Raw genomic sequence first — 19069 nt, forward strand, 5'->3', positions numbered from 1 at the left:
GCGACGTGGCCAACACCCTGCGCCTGAACTTCTCCTACTCCTCGCCCGAGCTGATCGCCGCCGGCGTGGCCCGCCTGGCCGAGGTGGCCCGCGCCTACACGCCGGGCGGCCCGCCGCAGGTGTAATATCAAATCTTGATTGATACCGTGCCTCCTTTCACGCTGAGCGAAGCGAGAAGTCCCGGTCGGGTCACCTCGCTTCGCTCAGCGTGCATGTGCCACTGCGCTCCTTTTGCAGCACTGCGCACAAAGACATAAAGACCCAAAGGTTGTATTATGGCCTTCGACAAGGGTTCAGAGGGGCTGGGGTGAGGGCTGCGCGGCGGCAAACGCCCAAGCCTGCTACGGACCTTGTCTTTGTGATGTTGTGATCGGGAAGTGGGAATTTTTACGTATCCCGGTGACATGTCATGCTGAGCGCAGCGAAGCATCTTCCAGTCGCGTGGATGGGAAGACCTTTTGCTTCGCTCAGGGTGACATGGGAGCGTGATGGGACAATGAAAAAGATCCGCTTCCCATACTTCTCTCAGGAGCTGTAGATGACCGACGATATGGCCCGGCTGGCGGCGATCTCGCCGCTGGATGGCCGCTACCGCGATGATGTGGCCGCCCTGTCCAGCTACTTCAGCGAGGCGGCCCTGTTCCGCTACCGCGTGCGGGTGGAGGTCGAGTACCTGATCTTCCTGGCCCGCTCGGCGCGGGTGGAGTTCGTGCCGGCCTTCGACACCGCCCAGCAGGCCGGCCTGCGCGCGCTCTACCGCCAGTTCAGCGACGCCGACGCCCTGGCGATCTCCGCCTGGGACCGCAGGGTCAACCACGATGTCAAGGCCGTCGAGTACTGGCTGCGCGAGCGCATGGACGACATGGGCCTCGGGGCGTGGAAGGAGGCCGTCCACTTCGCGCTGACCTCGGAGGACGTGAACAATCTCTCCTACGGCCTGCTCGTGCGCGACGCCCGCGACGCCGTGCTGCTGCCCGCCCTGGGCCAGATCGAGGCCCGCCTGCGCGAGCTGGCCCTCTCCGAGGCGGGTTCCCCCATGCTCGCCCGCACCCACGGCCAGCCGGCCACCCCCACCACCTTCGGCAAAGAGATGAACGTCTTCCTGTCACGCCTGCGCCGCGCCGTCGCCGATGTCGGCGGCGTGAAGCTGACCGGCAAGCTGAACGGGGCCACCGGCACCTTCGCCGCCCACTACGCCGCCCTGCCCCAGGTCGACTGGCAGAAGTTCAGCGCGGCCTTCGTGCGCTCGCTCGACCTGGAGCCGGTGCTGCTGACCACCCAGATCGAGCCGCACGACACCCTGGCCGCCCTCTGCGACGCGATCAAGCGGGCGAACAGCGTCCTGATCGACCTGAGCCAGGACTGCTGGCGCTATATCAGCGACGGCTACCTGGCCCAGGCCCCCAAGCCCGGCGAGGTGGGATCCTCGACGATGCCGCACAAGGTGAACCCGATCGACTTCGAGAACGGCGAGGGCAACCTGGGCATCGCCATCGCCCTGCTGGAGCACTTCAGCCGCAAGCTGCCGATCTCGCGGCTCCAGCGCGACCTCTCGGACAGCACGGTGCTGCGCAGCATGGGCGCGGCCTTCGGCTACAGCCTGCTCGGCGCCCAGCGGCTGCTGCGCGGCCTGGGCAAGGTCTCGGTGCGCCGCGACCTGCTGCTCGCCGAGCTGTCGGCCCACCCCGAGGTGCTGGCCGAGGCCGTGCAGACGATCCTGCGGCGGGTGGGCTACCCCGAGCCATACGAGGCGCTCAAGGGGCTCTCGCGCGGCCGGGCCATGACGATGGACGACCTGCGGGCCTTCGTCGCCGGCCTGGCGGTGGACGACTCGGTGAAGGCCGAGCTGCTCGCCCTCGCGCCCGAGCGCTACGTCGGCCTTGCCGCCCGCCTGGCGACGATCCTGGAGGGGCGCTAGGCAGGCCCGTATCGTCTGGTATAATCGGGGCACCCTTGCCACCCTGCCCAATAAGGAGATCTCGCCGTGACGACGAAGCCAGGCCGGCGGCGCGCAACCCTCTTTGTCACCTGTATCGTCGACCAGGTCTACCCTGGGATCGGGCAGGCCGCCGTCGCCCTGCTCGAGGCGCAGGGCGTCGAGGTGCATGTGCCGCGCGGGCTCACCTGCTGCGGCCAGATGGCCTTTAACGCCGGCTTCCGCGACGAGGCCTACGCGGTGGCCGGCCGCACGATCGAGGTGCTGCGCGGCCAGGGCGATATCGTGATGCCGTCCGGCTCCTGCGCCACCATGATCCGCCACCTCTACCCCGAGCTCTTCCAGCGCAGCCCCTACGCCGGCCCCGCCGACGACCTCGTCGCCCGCACCTACGAGATCAGCGAGTACCTCGTGGATGTGCTGGGCGTCACCGATGTGGGCGCCAGCTACGACGGCAGCGTGGCCTACCACGACGCCTGCCACGGCCTGCGCTTCCTCGGCCTCGGCCGACAGGCCCGCGCCCTCCTCGACCACGTCGCGCGGGCCGAGGTGCGCCCCCTGCCCGGCTGCGACCAGTGCTGCGGATTCGGCGGCCTCTTCGCCGTCAAGCAGGGCGCGATCTCCGAGGCCATGCTCGACCACAAGCTCGCCGGAGTCGCCGAGTCTCAGGCCGACCTGATCGTCACCGGCGACGCCTCCTGCATGACGCAGATCGCCGGGGGGCTCAGCCGCAGGGGCAGCGCGACGAAGGCCCGCCACCTCGTGGAGCTGCTGGCGAACATGGTCGATGGCCGGCCGTAGGGGAACATCCGTGTCCTGGGGCGGCCCTCGTGGCCGCCCGCCATGCGATCCGGCGCACCACAATGCGGCATTGTGATCCGCAATGCTCCATTGCCACGCGCCGAGGGCGGGCACGAGGCCCGCCCCTACGCATGGATTGCCATCGCACGCGGGTCGCGCAACACCCGATCACGCACGCGTGGTATGATGAGCTGTATGCTGCCAAATCTGCAATCTGCAATCGTAATAGGTGAATCCTCATGACCTTGCTGAGCGTCGGCGGGCTGACAAAATACTACGGGGCCGAGCTGATCTTCAAGAGCATCAGCTTCCAGGTCGCCAAGGGCGACAAGATCGGCCTGGTCGGCATCAACGGCGCCGGCAAGAGCACCCTGCTCAAGATCGTGGCCGGGATGGAGGGCGCCGACGGCGGCGTGATCGCCCCCGCCCGCGGCACCCGCGTGGCCTACCTCGCCCAGGAGGTGCGCTTCGCCGAGGACCGCACGCTCTGGCAGGAGATGGAGGCCGCCTTCGGCCACCTCGCCGAGCTCCAGGCCGAGATCACCGCCATGGAGCCGACGATCGCCGACACCAGCGCCCCCGGCTGGGCCGAGGCCATGGAGCGCTACGGCGACCTGATGTCCCACTTTGAGCACGGCGGCGGCTACGAGGTCGAGCCGCGCATCAAGCGCACCCTCCACGGCCTCGGCTTCCACGAGTCGCAGTACGGCCAGCGCCTCTCCCAGTTCTCCGGCGGCCAGAAGACCCGCGCCGCCCTCGCCGCCACCCTGCTCTCCGACCCCGACCTGCTCCTGCTCGATGAGCCCACCAACCACCTCGACATGCAGGCCCTGGAGTGGCTGGAGATCTTCCTGCGCGGCTGGGACGGCACCCTGATCGTGATCTCGCACGACCGCTACTTTCTCGACCGGGTGACCAAGCGCACCATGGAGATCGCCTTCAATGTGCTGGAGGACTACCCGGCCGGCTATAACAAGTACCTGGAGCTGAAGGCCGAGCGCCTGGAGCGCCGCCTCAAGGAGTTCAACGCCCAGCAGGAGTTTATCGCCAAGACCGAGGAGTTCATCCAGCGCTACAAGGCCGGCCAGCGCGCCCGCGAGGCCAAGGGCCGCGAGAAGCGCCTCGACCGCCTCAAGCGCGATAGCCTGGTGGCCCGCCCGCAGGAGCAGGCCAAGCTGCGGCTCTTCCTCGACACCCAGCTGCGCAGCGGCGAGCTGGTGCTGGCCCTCGAAGGCCTGGTGATCGGCTTCCCCGGCGACCGCCGCCACGAGTCGGACCCGCGCGTGCTGCTGCGCGCCGACGGCATGGAGATCCACCGCGGCGAGCGCGTGGCCCTGCTCGGCCCCAACGGCACCGGTAAGACGACCCTGCTGCGCACGCTGATCAACGAGCTCAGCCCGCTCCAGGGCGCACCCCGCCTCGGCCACAAGGTGCAGATCGGCTACTACGCCCAGGGCCACGATATGCTGAATATGGAGTCGACCGTGCTGGCGGAGCTGACCCGCGTCAGCCCCGGCCTGGGCGAGCCGGCGGCCCGCAACCTGCTCGGCCGCTTCCTGTTCAGCGGCGACGATGTCTTCAAGCGCGTGGGCGACCTGAGCGGCGGCGAGCGCTCGCGGGTGGCCCTGGCCCAGCTCACACGCTTGAGCAGGAGCTCGGCCGGCTGCGCGGCGCCCTCGACAAGGCCAGCGCAGGGCAGGACGTGAAGAAGCTCACCTCCCTGGGCACCCAGTACGCCGAGCTTGAGCGGCTGCTCGCCGAGAAGTATGCCCAGTGGGAGCAGCTCGCGGCGGCCTGATGAATTGCAGATTGTAGATTGCAGATTGCAGATTGGCTCCAATCTGCAATCTGCAATCTACAATCTGCAATTCCGCCCGAGGGTGTATACTTTATGCACTATGAGCACACCGCGAGCCAGCGCCCGCCCCGAGCCGAAGCCCGCCGGCGAGGGCGCCACCTACGAGCTGCGCAACTATCGCCTCCACGAGCGCCTGGGCCAGGAGGAGCTGGCGACCGTCTACCGGGCTAGCCACCTCACGCTGGACCGCCCCGTGCAGGTGCATATCCTGCGCCGCCACGACTGGATCTCGGCCAGCCGCTTCCAGATGGCCGGGCGCCTCGCCGCGCGCCTCGCCCACCCCAGCCTGCTCCCGGTGATCGACGCCGGCCACGATGAGAAGTACGGCGACTATCTCGTCACCCCGCAGATCGACGCCCGCCCCCTCGCCGCGCTGCTCGCCGATGGCCCGCAGGACGCCATGCTCACCGTGCGCGTGGTCGCCCAGGTGGCCGCCGCCCTCGACTACCTCCACGCCGAGCAGGTCTTCCACCGCGATGTGCAGCCGGCCAACATCCTCGTCAGCCCGCAGGGCGCGGCCTACCTCTCGAACCTCAGCCTGGCCGCAAGCCCCGACACGCCCGACCTGAGCAATATCGACGAGGCCGACTACCTGACCCCCTACTCGCCCCCCGAGCAGCTCCTCGCAAGGGGCGAGGCCGGCGCCGCGCTCGATGTCTACAGCCTCGGCGCCGTGGCCTACCATATGCTCAGCGGCGAGGTGCCGCCCGCCCCCGGCGGCGAGCTGCCCAGCCTGGCCGCGCGCGACCCCAGCCTCGCCCCGGCCGACCGGGTGGTGCGCCGGATGCTCGCGCCCCAGCCCGCCGCCCGCTACCCCGCCGCCGGCGCGGCCGCCGCCGCCCTGCGCCTGGCCCTGCGCGCCCAGATCGACCTGGCCACCGTGGATATGGAGGAGTCGCGCTGGGAGTCCAGCGCCGAGTGGCTGGAGAACCCCCTGGAGACGGCCCTCGGCACGCAGCTCGATGAGGCCTTCACCGAGTTCCTCGCCCGATCGCGCAAGCGCGCCGACGACCTGCACCGCCGCGATGTCATCCGCCGCCTGCTCAGCCGCTGGAGCCGTGATGGCTTCTTCCGCCGCCGCGCCCTCGGCCAGCTCGTCCAGCCCGAGCAGATCGTCAGCTACAACGTCTACTTCTATGAGCTGCGCACCCTCTATGAGACACGCGGCACCCCCCATACGCGCACCCGCCCGCAGAAGCCCGACGACCGCAGCTCCACCCAGCTCACCCCCGATGTCTGGGGCGTTGAGGTGCCCGCCGCCGGCACCTTCGAGGCCGTGAAGGCGCAGGACCTCGTCCTCCCCAACTCGATGCGCGTCATCACCTGCCCCGACTGCAGCGGCACCAGCAAGATTCACTGCAAGGAGTGCCAGGGGAAGGGCACCGTCGAGAAGGTCAGCAAGGTCAGCAACCCCGATAAAAGCATCACCAACGAGACCCTTTCTGTCACCTGCCCCTCCTGCCGGGGCTACGGCAAGGCAAAGTGCCAGAACTGCGCCGGCACCGGCAACATCGTCGAGGAGCAGGTTTTCACCTACGCCCGCCGGGCCAAGGCGTGGAGCAACTCCGACGATATCGAGGACCTGCCCCAGCTGGCGATCAAGGAGCGGCTTGAGCCGGTCTTTAGCGCGCCGATCACGCCCTACGAGGGCCGCTGGCATAGCGTGTCGCCCCTGGCCGAGCTGCTGCGCGCCTCGATCGCCGAGGCCGGCGAGGACACCCGCCTCGCCTCCGCCGAGCTGAAGATCCAGGGCGCGACGATCACTGAGATGGACTTCCTGCTCGATGAGAAGCCCCAGCGGCTCTACTTCGTCGGCTTCGATAACGAGCTGATCGGCGACTGGTCGCTGCTCAACCCCGAGCGCATGGCCCTCGCCGCTTTGGCCGCCGCGCTCCTGCTGCTCACGCTGATCGCCGTGGCCTTTGTGCTGCTCAGCTGAGAATAAGGGAGCAGGGGATAGGGGATAGGCGAATCGCATCAGCGCCCCTCCTGTTCCCTGTTCCCTGTCCCCTATCCCCTGTCGCCTGTCCCCTGCCCCCTGTCCCCGTCACATCTGCTTCCGAAGGAGAGCCCGTCTATGTCCGCATCCCGGTCTGGCATCCTCGCCCTGCTGATGGTGGTGTGCCTCGCCCTTGTGTTCCAGCCGGCCCCGGCGGCGAGCGCGCCCCAGGTGGGCCGCTACATTATCGGGCTGCGGGGCGCGCCGCTCGCCGCCCTCGCCGCCGGGGGCGGGGGCGCGCAGTCCCTCGACCTCGCGGGCCAGCCGGCGCGCGCCCAGCGGGACCGACTGGCCGCCGGGCGCCAGCGCGCCCTCGCCGCCATCGCCCGGCGGATCGGGGCGAGCCCGCCCGTGATCTACGCCTATGACACCGCCTTCAACGGCATGGCCGTCGAGCTGACCGCCGCCCAGGCCCGCCAGATCGCCAGCCTCCCCGATGTGGCCTCGGTCCAGCCGGAGCAGATCTACCAGCTCGACACCGACGCCGGCCCGGCCTGGATCGGCGCCGACACGATCTGGGACGGCAGCGCCAGCGGGGTCTTCGCGGCGACGATCCTCGGCGAGAACGAGTCGCCCCCGGTGAGCAGCGACCTCAGCGGGCGCGGCACCTTCAGCCTCGCTGGCGACGCGCTGTCCTACACCGTGCAGGTCAGCGGCCCCGCCGCCGCAATCACCGCCGCCCACATCCACCGGGCGACTAACGACAGCACGGTGGTCGCCCTCACCCCGAGCGCCACCGCAGGCACCTACGCCGACAGCGTGAGTCTCTCGCCCGCCGACGTGTCCCTGCTCAGGGCCGGCCAGCTGTACGTGAACATCCACACCGCCGCCCACCCCGGCGGCGAGCTGCGCGGCGCCATCGCCGGCTACCAGGGCGAGGGCGTGATCATCGGCATGATCGACAGCGGCATCAACACGACCCACCCATCCTTCGCCGAGGTGGGCGGCGACGGCTATCGCCACCTGAACCCGCTCGGCCAGGGGAGCTACAGGGGCGCGTGCGACCCGGCCAACCTGCCCACGCGCGCCCAGGGCAACCCCTCGGGCTACAACCCGGCGATCAGCTGCAACAGTAAGCTGATCGGCGCGTGGACCTTCAGCGACACCGCGCCGATCTCGAACTTCGACACCGGCGAGCCGAGCCCCAACGACGAGGGCGGCCACGGCTCGCACACGGCCAGCACCGCCGCCGGCAATGTGCTCACCAACGTCACCTCTAATGGCGTCACCTACCCGCGTATCTCGGGCGTCGCCCCGCACGCAAACATCATCGCCTACGATGTCTGCGGGTATCTTAACGGCTGGTACTATAGCGCCGGCTGCCCCGGCGCGGCCCTGCTCGCCGCCGTGAACCAGGCTATCGCCGACAAGGTCGATGTGATCAGCTACTCGATCAGCGGCGGCGAGAGCCCCTGGGGCGACCCGATCGAGCAGGCCTTCCTCGCCGCCCGCGCGGCCGGGATCGTTGTGAGCGCCTCGGCGGGCAACAGCGGCCCGACGCCCGGCACGGTGGCTCATCTGAGCCCGTGGCTGCTGAGCGTCGCCGCCGCCACCCACAACCGCCGCTCTCCCGGCGGCGACATCATGGCCGCCTTCAGCTCGCGCGGGCCGGCGGAGGGCCTGAGCGCCGCCGTGCTCAAGCCCGACCTGGCTGCCCCCGGCGTGAGTGTGTTCGCCGCCTACGCCAACAGCGGCGGCGGCACGCCCGACTACGCGCTGGAGAGCGGCACCTCGATGGCCGCGCCCCACGTCTCCGGGGCGGCCGCCCTGCTGGCCGGGCTCCACCCCGGCTGGACGCCCGGCCAGATCCAGTCGGCCCTGATGACGACCGCCCTCGCGCCGATCACGAAGGAGGACGGCAGCACGCCGACGACGCCCTTCGACAGCGGCGCCGGGCGCGTGCGCGTGGGCCTCGCCGCCCGCGCCGGCCTCGTGCTCGATGAGACCCCGGCTAACTTCAGCGCCGCCGACCCTGACGCCGGCGGCGACCCGCGCGCCCTGAATACCCCGAGCATGGCGAATCAGGCCTGCGTGAGCAGCTGCACGTGGGTGCGTACCCTGCACAATGCGCTGGACACCCCGGTGACCTGGACGGCCTCGACGGACACGGCCTCCCTGACGGTCACGCCGCCAAGCTTCACCATCCCGGCATCAGCCTCTCAGGTGGTCACCTTCACCATGGATGTGCGCGCCCAGCCCTTCGACACCTATGTGTTTGGCCGCGCGACATTTGCCGCCTCCGGCGGCCTGGCCCCCGCCGCGAGCTTCCCCGTGGCGGCGCTCCCCAGGCAGAGCGACCTGCCCGCTACGCGCATCATCAGATCAGAGACGCACGTCGCCAGCGACACATTCTCCATGAGCACCATCCCCTACGCCAGCCTGAGCGTGCAGGTATACGGCATGGCAAAGGGAGATAGGCGCGACCTCAGTATCGCAGATGGCGGGCTGGACAACACGACGGTGCTGACCGTCACGGCGAACACCGCCCGCCTGGTGGCCGAGGTGCAATCCTCAACCTCCCAGGATATCGATATCTTCGTCGTCTACGACCTAAACCAGAACGGCGAGGACGACAGCGCCGACCCAGTTGTCTGCCAGAGCGCCACCGAGGCCGTGGAGGAGTACTGTAGCCTGGACGGCCCCGCCGCCGGCACCTACTTCGTCGAGGTCCAGAACTACCGGGGGTCGGCCCCCGGCGCCACAGACCCGGCCGCACTGCTGACGGCGGTCGTCCCGAAGACCGACGCCGGAAACCTTAGCCTGGAGGCGCCGGCGGCGAGCGCGGGCGGCGCGGTGAGCCTGACCCTGCACATGGACGCGCCGACATCGAGCCAGGGCGATACCTGGTACGGCCAGATTCGCCTGTCCGACACGGCCACATCCACACCGATCGGCGCGGCGAACGTCGACTTCCACCACACGCTGTCCGGGCCGACCTCCCTCGCGGCCAGCGGTGGCGCGGGGCAGCGCGCCGTGGTGAGCACATCCTTCCTCAGCCAGCTTCAGGCCACGGTGACGGACAGCGATGGCCGCCGGGTGCGCGGCATCACAGTAACCTTCAGCGCACCGGCGAGCGGGGCGAGCGCGTCATTCCCGAGCGGCAGCGTCGCTGTCACCGACCAGAACGGCGTCGCCAGGGTGACGGCGCGGGCCAACGGGGACGTCGGCGCCTATCAGGTGACGGCGCGCGCCGACGGGGCGGGCGGCCCGCTGACGGCCAGCTTCGCCCTGGAGAACACCCCCGAGCCCCTGACGACCTACCTGCCGCTCGTGAGGCGCTAGCGTAAGGGCGCAGCAGCGCCGCGCTGCTGCGCCCCTGCGCCGCGCCCCAACATCACACCCTCGTCAGCCGCCGCTCACCCCCCTGTGAGCCGGCGCGGCGTTTACTCATGTAGATAGCCGAATCACCACAGACGAGGTGTGCTATGCGCCGAACCACCCTGACCCACAACCTGGCCATCGCTCTGGCCGGCATGATCCTGATAGCCCTGCTGAGCGCCTGCGGGGCCGCGCCCACAGGCGTGGCGCTGCCCGTGGGCGCGCTGCCCACCGCCCAGGTGATCGCCCAGGGCCAGGACGAGGGCCCGCTCCAGATCGGCCTGCCCGCCGCCGAGCCGGCCGCCGAGCCGGCGGCGGACCCGACCCCCGCGCCGGCCGCCGCCCCGCTCACGCCGATGCCCGTGGTGCGCGACGGCCCCGGCGGACTGCCCTACCCGCTCACCCTCACCGAGCTCAACTTCGGCGTGGTCGGCCACCTCTACTACACCGACCGCGCCACCGCCCTGGCCAACGCCCGCGCCGCCGGCTTCACATGGTTCCGCCAGCAGATCCACTGGCGCGACATCGAGGACGCCAGCGGCCAGTACTTCTGGGCCGACCTCGACAATATCGTGGCCGACGTACACGCCGCCGGCATGCTGCTGATGATCAATATCACCCGCTCGCCCACGTGGCACACCGCCAACGGCAGCGACGGCCTCCCCCAGGACCCGGCGGCCCTGGCGCGCTTCGCGGGCGCCCTCGCCCAGCGCTACAGCGGGCGCGTCCAGGCCATCCTGATCTGGAACGAGCAGAACCTGGCCTACGAGAACGGCGGCCAGATCAGCCCCGACGACCCCGGCCGCTTCGTGGAGATTATGGCCGCGTCCTACACCGCGATCAAGGCCGCCGACCCGCGGATCATCGTCGCCGCCGGCGCGCCCGCCTCCACCGCCACCAACGACCCGAGCATCGCTATGGACACGCTCTCCTACCTCAGGGCGATGTACGCCTACAAGGGCGGCATGATCCGCGACTACTTCGATGTGCAGGCCCTGCACCCCGGCGGATCGGCCAACCCGCCCGAGACCCTCTGGCCCGATAGCCCCAGCCAGGCCCAGGGCTGGACGGACGACCCGTCGTTCTACTTCCGCCACATCGAGAACCAGCGCCGGGTGATGGAGCAGGCCGGCATGGGCGACCACCAGGTCTGGATCACCGAGTACGGCTGGGCCACGCCCAACAGCACCCCCGGCTACGAGTTCGGCAACCAGGTCAGCTACGAGGCCCAGCGCGACTACATCGTCGGCGCGATCACCTACACCTACGCCAACTACCCCTGGGTCAGCAACATGTTCCTCTGGAACCTGAACTTCACCGTGCTCCAGGCCGAGAGCGGCAAGGACCCGAACAACGAGCAGGGCTCGTTCAGCATCTTCAACGCCGACTGGTCGCCGCGCCCCGCCTTCTTCGGCATCCAGCAGGCGATCGCCGACATCCGCGCCAGGTAGGGCGCGGCGCTAAACATCCACGTTGTTTGTGCCATCCTGGCCCATGCCGCACTGGTGCTGCTGCGGCGCGGCGAAGCCGCGCCGCAGCAGCACCAGCTTTTTATAGGAGCGCTTGGCTCTCCCACACCCTCAGCATTGGACAGCTATTTGCTTATTTTCCTTATGTGGCTACTATATCTACACTGCACCAACAGAGCCACGTAAGGAGACACGATGTTGCCAGCCTCTCGCAGATCCACGTGGGCGCTTCTCGCCACACTCACGCTCGTCCTCGCCTCATTCTCCCTCGCCACGGCGGCCGCAAGAACACCCCCCGCACCCGGCGGTATGAACGCCCCGCTATCAACCGCTCGCCCGGCGCTGATCGACGCGCGGATCCCGCACGCCGGCCCGGTCAAGGTAGTCATTGAGCTGGCCGACGCCCCGTCGATCGTCACCTACACCGCCGCACATACGCGCGGTATGGCGGAGGCTGACGCCAACAGCCAGGCGCGCGACCAGCTCAACCGCATTGAGCGCGCCCAGCAGCGCATGCTCGCGCCGCTCGCCCAGCTCGACGCCAGCGTGATCTATCGCACCCAGCGCGTGTACAACGGCATCGGCGTGCAGGTTGACGCCGCGAAGCTCGCCGACCTGGCTGGCCTGCCGGGGGTGAAGGCGATCCACCCGCTGATCACGAAGACGATCGACAACACCGGCAGCGTGCCGCTGATCGGCGCGCCGACCCTGTGGGCCGGCACCGGCATTCCCAGCCCGGCCACCGGCAGCGGGGTGAAGATCGCGATCATTGATAGCGGCATCGATTATGTCCACAAGGACTTCGGCGGCACCGGCAGCTACGCCGGGGTCACCGACACGAGCGCGCCTGTCTTCACCACGAAGGTGGTTGGCGGCTACGACTTCGTCGGCGACGCCTACGATGCCAACGTTGCCTCGTCAAGCACCCCAGCCCCCGACGCAAACCCGATCGACTGCCTGCTGCCGAACCCCGGCACCGTCGGCCACGGCACCCACGTCGCCGGCACCGCCGCAGGGTATGGCGTCACATCCCTCGGCGCGACCTACGCCGGCCCCTACAACGCGACGACCTACAGCACAGCGTTCAAGATCGGCCCCGGCGTCGCCCCAGAGGCCAGCCTCTACGCCCTGCGCGTGTTTGGCTGTGATGGCTCGACAGACGTGACAGATGCGGCGATCGACTGGGCGGTCGACCCGAACGGCGACGGGAACTTCGACGACAGGGTCGATGTGATCAACATGTCGCTCGGCAGCGGCTATGGCTCGAACTACGACTCCACCTCCGTCGCCTCGGAGAACGCGGTCGCCGCTGGCGTGATCGTGGTCGCCTCGGCCGGCAACAGCGCCGACTCCAACTACATCACCGGCAGCCCGGGCACTGCCGACAGCGTGATCTCGGTCGCCAGCACCACCCAGCCCGACAGCGTGCTCGATGGCTTCACGGTCAACGCGCCGCCGGTGATCGCCGGCGATCTGCCGGCCCTCTTCTCTGTCGCCTACGACTGGGCCACCAAGCCGACGGTGACGGGAGATGTCTACTATCCCGCCAGTAACAAAGACGCTTGCGCGGCCTACAGCGCCAGCGAGGCCACCGCGATCAATGGCAAGGTCGTGATCGTGGACTGGACCGATGGCTCCTGCGGATCGGTGACGCGCACCGGGAATGTGGTCGCGGCCGGCGGCATCGGCGCGATCCTGGTCGATAACAGCGCTGTCTTCGACCTCGCGATCACCGGCAGCGCGGTCATCCCTGCGGTCAGCACCTCGCTCGCAACCGGCGCCACGCTGAAGGCGAATCTGACCGGGCTGAATGTCACCTTCGACGGGGCGCTCGCCAGCAGCATCCTCGTCAGCGACGCGCAGCAGTCCGGCATGGTCTCCAGCTTCTCGTCGCGCGGGCCGCGCCGCGACGGCATGCTCAAGCCCGACATCGCCGCCCCCGGCAGCGGCATCTTCTCGGCCCTGGTTCAAAGCGGGGATAAGGGACAGACCCTGAGCGGCACCTCAATGGCCGCCCCGCACGTGGCCGGCGCGATGGCCCTGCTGCGCCAGATCTACCCCACGTGGACGCCGTCGCAGCTCAAGGCGCTGGCGATGAATACTGCCGATAGCGCTATTCGCTCCGGCCTCGCGGCGGGCACGCAGATCTATGGGCCGGCCCGCGTCGGCGCCGGCCAGATAGATCTGCCTGCGGCCACGGCCAACCAGGTTATCGCCTTTGATCAGGCCAGGCCCAATCTGGTGAGTGTCTCCTTCGGCAACCTGGAGGTGAGCGGCGCGACGACGATCTCACGCACTGTCAGCATTGTGAACAGCGGCGCGGCCGCCGGCACCTACAACCTCTCCTACACCCCCGCCACGGTCATCCCCGGCGTGAGCTACACCGTCTCGCCCGCCTCGCTCACGCTGGCTGCGGGCGAGACGAAGACCGCGACCGTCACCATCAGCGCTGACCCGGCGCTGATGGATAATGTGCTCGACCCGACGATGGAGGCGGCCCAGAACGGTAGCGCGCGCTTCTTCATCTCGGACGCCACCGGCTACCTGACGCTCTCGCCCCCGGCGGCTGTGAGCACCTACACAGCCAACATCCGTGGCTACTACGAGAACCCGCAGGTGGACAGCGCCTTCGCCGCCAGCGGCGAGTTCACCTACACCGACGCGACCAACGCCCTCGACTATGTCGTCACCGTGAACGAGGGCGGCACGCTCACCCCGACGTCCGCGCATATCCACCGTGGCGCGGCCGGCCTGAATGGGGCGATCGTCGACCCGCTCACGTCGATCACGCCGGGCACCTCGTTCAGCGGGAGCATCACCCTGAGCGCAGAGGACGAGGCGCTGCTGCTCGCGGGCGGGCTGTATATCAACTTCCACACCGCCGCTAACCCTGCCGGCGAGATCCGTGGGCAGATCGTCTCGGCGGACTCCGTGGTGAACCTGCCGATCTACGCCGCGCCGCGGCTGACCTCGGCCATGGCCAGCACGGGCCTGAACCTTCACCTCAAGGACAGCAGCACGCTCACCGGCACGGTCGGGCTGGCCGGCAGCGGGATCAGCGCGTCGAGCACGCCCACAAAGACGGCCTCGCTCGTCTCGATGTTCGAGCTGCAAGACATCAGCCCGCGCATGACGGCGACCAGCGTGGTGAGCGGCGCGAACGACCTACAGTATGTCGGCGTGGCCAACGATATGAGCGCGACCACGACGATCACCGACTCGACCCTCTACTTCGGCCTGAGCACCTACCACGACTGGGCATCGCCGAACGAGGTCTACTTCGAGATCGACTTCGACACCAACGGCGACGGAGTAACCGACTACGCCCTGTTCTCATCGAGCACGGGCACAAGCGACCCGAACGATGTCGCCATCACCTACCTGGCGAAGCTGAAGCCCGATGGGAGCATAGACGGCAGCCTGATCCCCGAGTACTACCTCAATGGGTTCAGCCCCGACGAGATGAACACGAACCTCTTCAGCACCAACGTCGTGGTGCTGGCGGTGTCGGCGGCCGACATGGGCCTGACGAGCGCAAGCAGCGCGTTCACGTACCAGGTCTTCTCCGCCTCAAACACCGACTACGTCCCGTATGACCTAAGCGCGGTGCTGAGCTACGACCCGCAGCACCCTGGGGTCACGTATGCGATGGGGAGCAGCGAGATGCCGTTCTACGCGGATCTCCCGAGCACCGAGATCCCGCTCACCGTGAGCCTGGGCCGGCTGGACATGACCTCGACGCGCGGGGTGCTGCTGCTGCACCACCACAACGCGAGCGGGCTGCGCGCCGAGGTGCTTCCCCTCGTAGGGCTGCACACCTTCCTGCCCATCATGTTTCGCTAGCGATCATCAGGTCGGAGGCGTGCGGGGCGTGGGGGGGGATTGCCCCTCCTCACGCCCCTCCTCTATCTCGTCTGTGCGGCCCTACGGCCGCGGCCCCCGACGTAAGCTAGATTACACTCTGGGTGTGATCTGGTTCCCTTGAATGGCCGGATCGCAAATGATATAATGCACACGTTATCAGATTGTTGCGCGCGTACCCGGAATGTAGGTTTACGGGGCGGTAGCCCCCTGAGAGAGGCGGATCGAGCAAATGGGCGATAATCGCTGGCTTAAAAATAGCTTCGTCTATCTGATCATCTTGGTTGCCGCACTGGCGCTGTTCTTCCAGTACTTTGGCCAGACATCGAGCCAGACGAGCGAGAAGGGTATCGCCGAGGTGATCGCGGCGGCCAAGGCGGGCCGGATCAAGGACATCGAGGCCCAGGCGGGCGATGAGCAGATCATCGTCACCTACAACGACAACTCCACCTTCCGCTCGCGGCTCGAGTCGAGCGACAGCATCATGACGCTGCTGGCCGACTACGGCGTGCCCCTGGCCGATGAGAACGGCAAGCAGACCCTGTTCGTGACCGTGAAGCCGGCGCCGGCCTGGGGCGGCCTGCTGAGCATCTTCACCATCCTGCTGCCGACCATCCTGCTGATCGGCTTCTTCATCTTCTTCATGCGCCAGGCCCAGGGCAGCAACAACCAGGCCATGTCCTTCGGCAAGAGCCGCGCGCGCATGTTCGCCGGCGACAAGCCGACGATCACCTTCGCCGACGTGGCCGGCCAGGAGGAGGCCAAGCAGGATCTGACCGAGGTTGTCGAGTTCCTGAAGTTCCCCGACAAGTTCGCCGCCCTCGGCGCGCGCATCCCGCGCGGCGTGCTGATGGTCGGCCCCCCCGGGACCGGCAAGACGCTGCTCTCGCGCGCCGTCGCCGGCGAGGCGGGCGTGCCCTTCTTCAGCATCTCCGGCTCCGAGTTTGTCGAGATGTTTGTCGGCGTGGGCGCCTCGCGCGTGCGCGACCTGTTCGACCAGGCCAAGCGCAACGCGCCCTGCATCATCTTCATCGATGAGATCGACGCCGTCGGCCGCCAGCGCGGCGCCGGCCTCGGCGGCTCCCACGACGAGCGCGAGCAGACCCTCAACCAGATCCTGGTCGAGATGGACGGCTTCGACACCAACACCAACGTGATCGTCGTCGCCGCCACCAACCGCCCCGACGTGCTCGACCCGGCCCTCATCCGGCCCGGCCGCTTCGACCGCCAGGTGGTGCTCGACGCCCCCGATGTGCGCGGCCGCATCGACATCCTCAAGGTTCACTCCAAGGGCAAGCCCCTGGCCGACGATGTCAACATGGAGGTGATCGCCCGCCTCACCCCCGGCTTCTCCGGGGCCGACCTGATGAACGCCGTCAATGAGGCGGCCATCCTCTCCGCCCGCCGCTCGAAGAAGAAGATCGGCATGGCCGAGCTCCAGGACTCGATCGAGCGCGTGGCCCTCGGCGGCCCCGAGCGCCGCTCCCGCGTGATGAGCGACCGCAAGAAGCTGGTGGTGGCCTACCACGAGGCCGGCCACGCCATCGTCGCCGGCGCCATGCCGCGGGCCAACAAGCTCCAGAAGGTCACGATCATCCCGCGCGGCCGGGCCGGCGGCTACAACCTGTTCCTGCCCGACGAGGACAACCTCGGCCTGCAGAGCATCGCCTACTTCAAGGCCGACATGACCGTGGCCCTGGGCGGCCGCGCCGCCGAGGAGATCGTCTTCGGCCCCGAGGAGGTCACCACCGGCGCCTCCGGCGACCTGATCAGCGTCACCCGCACCGCCCGCTCGATGGTCACGCGCTACGGCATGAGCGAGCAGCTCGGCCCGATCGTCTTCGGCGAGAAGGAGGAGCTGATCTTCCTCGGCCGCGAGATCAGCGAGCAGCGCAACTATGGCGACGAGGTGGCCATCCAGATCGACGGCGAGGTGCGCCGCCTGGCCTCGCAGGCCTACGAGAACGCCTTCCAGATCCTGATCACCAACCGGGCCGTCCTCGACGATATGGCCAACGCCCTGCTGGAGTTTGAGTCGCTCGACGGCGAGCAGCTCGCCGAGCTGCTCGGCCGGGTCAAGCCCCTGACGATCGACATGACCCGCGACAGCGGCAGCCAGAACCAGAACCAGAACGCTGGCCAGCTCAGCGGGCCGAACAACGCCCTCCCGGCGTAAGGGCGCAGCAGCAAAAAACCGGGGTGGCGCTCTGCGCCACCCCGGTTTTTTGCTGCTGCGCCCTTACAGGTCGATCTGCGCGCGCTGGAGGCTACCGCTGTAGTCGATGTAGACGCTCTTCCACTCGCTGAACACATCCATCATCGTCGGCCCGGCCTCGCGGTGGCCGTTGCCGGTGGCCTTCACGCCGCCGAAGGGCAGGTGGATCTCGGCGCCGATGGTCGGCGCGTTGATGTAGACGATGCCGGCCTGGAGCGCCAGCATGGCCCGCATGGCCGCGTTGATGTCGCGGGTGTAGATCGACGCCGACAGCCCGTAGGCCACGTCGTTCGCCACCGCGATCGCCTCATCCAGGCTGCCCACCTCGATCACGCTCAGCACCGGCCCGAAGATCTCCTCGCGGGCGATGCGCATGCTCGGCCTCACGCCGGTGAAGACCGTCGGCTGGATAAAGTGGCCGTTGGCCAGCGCGCCCTCCGTCAGCCGCCCGCCGCCGCAGCGCATGGTGGCGCCCTCCTGCTGGCCCAGCTCGATGTAGCCCAGCACCCGCTTCATCTGCTTCTCGTTCACCAGCGGGCCCATCTCCGTCTCGGCCTGCAGCCCGTCGCCGACGCGCAGCGACTGCGCCCGCGCGACGATCCGCTCGACCAGCGGCCCGGCCACGTCCTTGTGGACGATCAGCCGGCTGGTGGCCGTGCAGCGCTGGCCGGTGGTGCCGAAGGCCGCCCAGACCACCCCCTCCATCACCAGGTCCAGGTCGGCGTCGGGCATGACGATCAGCGGGTTCTTGCCGCCCATCTCTAGGCTGACCCGCTTGATCTGGCGGGCGCCCAGCTCGTAGACCAGCCGGCCGGTGTCGGTGCTGCCGGTGAACGAGATCACCGGCACGTCGGGGTGCTCGACCAGCGGCTGCCCGGCGCCGGGGCCGTAGCCAGTGACGATGTTGACCACGCCGGGCGGCAGGCCGGCCTCCACCAGGCACTCCACCAGGTTGTAGGTGCTGATCGAGGCGTCCTCGCCGGGCTTGATCACCACCGTGTTGCCGCAGACGATCGCCGGCAGCATCTTCCACGAGGCGATCGCCATCGGGAAGTTCCAGGGGGTGATCAGGCCGACCACGCCGATCGGCTGGCGGATGCTCATCTGGAACTTGTTGGGCAGCTCCGAGGGCGTGGTGACGCCGTGCATGCGCCGGCCCTCGCTGCCCGCGTACTGGGCCATGCCGATCGCCTCGACGATGTCGCCGCCCGCCTCGAAGAGCGGCTTACCCATCTCGCGGGTCAGATCCTGGCTGTAGCGATCCTTGCGCGACTGGATGATCTCGGCGGCCTTGAGCAGGATCTCGCCGCGGCGCGGCGCGGGCACCTGGCTCCAGGCCGGGTAGGCGGCCTTTGCCGCGGCCACGGCCGCGTGTACGTCATCGGCGCCGCTGTCCTGAAACACGCCGACCACCTCGCGGGTGTCGGCCGGGTTGCGGCGCTCGAAGGTCTTCCCCGTGCTGCTCTCGACGAACTCGCCGCCGATGAAGTTCTTGTACACTCGTGCTTCCATGACATATCTCCTCGCTTGACGCCTCTGTCATGGTCAGCATTATACTCTCTGATGCGAGGGGACAGGGGATCAGGCCAAGTGTTCGGCAGGGCATGTGCAA

The 19069-nt window shown here is 68.6% G+C and carries 10 protein-coding genes; 9 read left to right on the top strand and 1 reads right to left on the bottom strand.

Features of this window, described 5'->3' with window-relative positions; all coding sequences use genetic code 11:
* Nucleotides 1–538 precede the first annotated feature (538 nt).
* The 9 genes from purB (at nt 539) to ftsH (ending at nt 17418) form a co-directional block, all read left to right on the top strand.
* A complete protein-coding gene (purB, locus tag K2Z83_RS10880) occupies nt 539–1918 on the top strand; it encodes an adenylosuccinate lyase (RefSeq protein ID WP_220595208.1) in 1380 nt (459 codons plus the stop codon).
* Between the two features lie 66 nt (nt 1919–1984).
* Complete coding sequence (locus K2Z83_RS29880) at nt 1985–2737, top strand: (Fe-S)-binding protein (protein ID WP_220595209.1); 753 nt, start codon at nt 1985–1987, stop codon at nt 2735–2737.
* Between the two features lie 239 nt (nt 2738–2976).
* The gene (locus tag K2Z83_RS10890; RefSeq protein WP_255603760.1) at nt 2977–4443 is read left to right on the top strand and encodes an ABC-F family ATP-binding cassette domain-containing protein; all 1467 of its coding nucleotides are present in this window, start codon (nt 2977–2979) and stop codon (nt 4441–4443) included.
* Nucleotides 4401–4535: a hypothetical protein gene (locus tag K2Z83_RS28965; protein ID WP_255603772.1), complete on the top strand. Its 135-nt coding sequence runs from the start codon at nt 4401–4403 to the stop codon at nt 4533–4535. The genes K2Z83_RS10890 and K2Z83_RS28965 overlap by 43 nt, the downstream gene beginning before the upstream one ends.
* 100 nt (nt 4536–4635) lie before the next feature.
* A complete protein-coding gene (locus K2Z83_RS10895) occupies nt 4636–6534 on the top strand; it encodes a protein kinase (RefSeq protein ID WP_220595234.1) in 1899 nt (632 codons plus the stop codon).
* 138 nt (nt 6535–6672) lie between these two features.
* The gene (locus tag K2Z83_RS10900; RefSeq protein ID WP_220595210.1) at nt 6673–9876 is read left to right on the top strand and encodes a S8 family serine peptidase; all 3204 of its coding nucleotides are present in this window, start codon (nt 6673–6675) and stop codon (nt 9874–9876) included.
* A 143-nt stretch (nt 9877–10019) separates the two neighbouring features.
* Nucleotides 10020–11363: a cellulase family glycosylhydrolase gene (locus K2Z83_RS10905; protein WP_220595211.1), complete on the top strand. Its 1344-nt coding sequence runs from the start codon at nt 10020–10022 to the stop codon at nt 11361–11363.
* A 327-nt stretch (nt 11364–11690) separates the two neighbouring features.
* The gene (locus K2Z83_RS10910) at nt 11691–15224 is read left to right on the top strand and encodes a S8 family serine peptidase (RefSeq protein WP_220595212.1); all 3534 of its coding nucleotides are present in this window, start codon (nt 11691–11693) and stop codon (nt 15222–15224) included.
* A gap of 250 nt (nt 15225–15474) precedes the next feature.
* The gene (ftsH, locus tag K2Z83_RS10915) at nt 15475–17418 is read left to right on the top strand and encodes an ATP-dependent zinc metalloprotease FtsH (RefSeq protein WP_220595213.1); all 1944 of its coding nucleotides are present in this window, start codon (nt 15475–15477) and stop codon (nt 17416–17418) included.
* Between the two features lie 63 nt (nt 17419–17481).
* On the opposite strand, the gene K2Z83_RS10920 is transcribed toward ftsH, so the two are convergent.
* Complete coding sequence (locus K2Z83_RS10920; protein WP_220595214.1) at nt 17482–18969, bottom strand: aldehyde dehydrogenase family protein; 1488 nt, start codon at nt 18967–18969, stop codon at nt 17482–17484.
* Nucleotides 18970–19069 lie beyond the last annotated feature (100 nt).

Source organism: Oscillochloris sp. ZM17-4, assembly GCF_019599295.1.
Taxonomy (GTDB): domain Bacteria; phylum Chloroflexota; class Chloroflexia; order Chloroflexales; family Chloroflexaceae; genus Oscillochloris.

Bases quoted from the DNA above. Each gene is read 5' to 3' on its own strand.
- K2Z83_RS10890 (WP_255603760.1), top strand. From the start codon at position 2,977: ATGACCTTGCTGAGCGTCGGCGGGCTGACAAAATACTACGGGGCCGAG.
- K2Z83_RS10900 (WP_220595210.1), top strand. From the start codon at position 6,673: ATGTCCGCATCCCGGTCTGGCATCCTCGCCCTGCTGATGGTGGTGTGC.
- purB (WP_220595208.1), top strand. From the start codon at position 539: ATGACCGACGATATGGCCCGGCTGGCGGCGATCTCGCCGCTGGATGGC.
- K2Z83_RS10905 (WP_220595211.1), top strand. From the start codon at position 10,020: ATGCGCCGAACCACCCTGACCCACAACCTGGCCATCGCTCTGGCCGGC.
- K2Z83_RS10895 (WP_220595234.1), top strand. From the start codon at position 4,636: ATGAGCACACCGCGAGCCAGCGCCCGCCCCGAGCCGAAGCCCGCCGGC.
- K2Z83_RS10920 (WP_220595214.1), bottom strand. From the start codon at position 18,969: ATGGAAGCACGAGTGTACAAGAACTTCATCGGCGGCGAGTTCGTCGAG.
- ftsH (WP_220595213.1), top strand. From the start codon at position 15,475: ATGGGCGATAATCGCTGGCTTAAAAATAGCTTCGTCTATCTGATCATC.
- K2Z83_RS10910 (WP_220595212.1), top strand. From the start codon at position 11,691: ATGAACGCCCCGCTATCAACCGCTCGCCCGGCGCTGATCGACGCGCGG.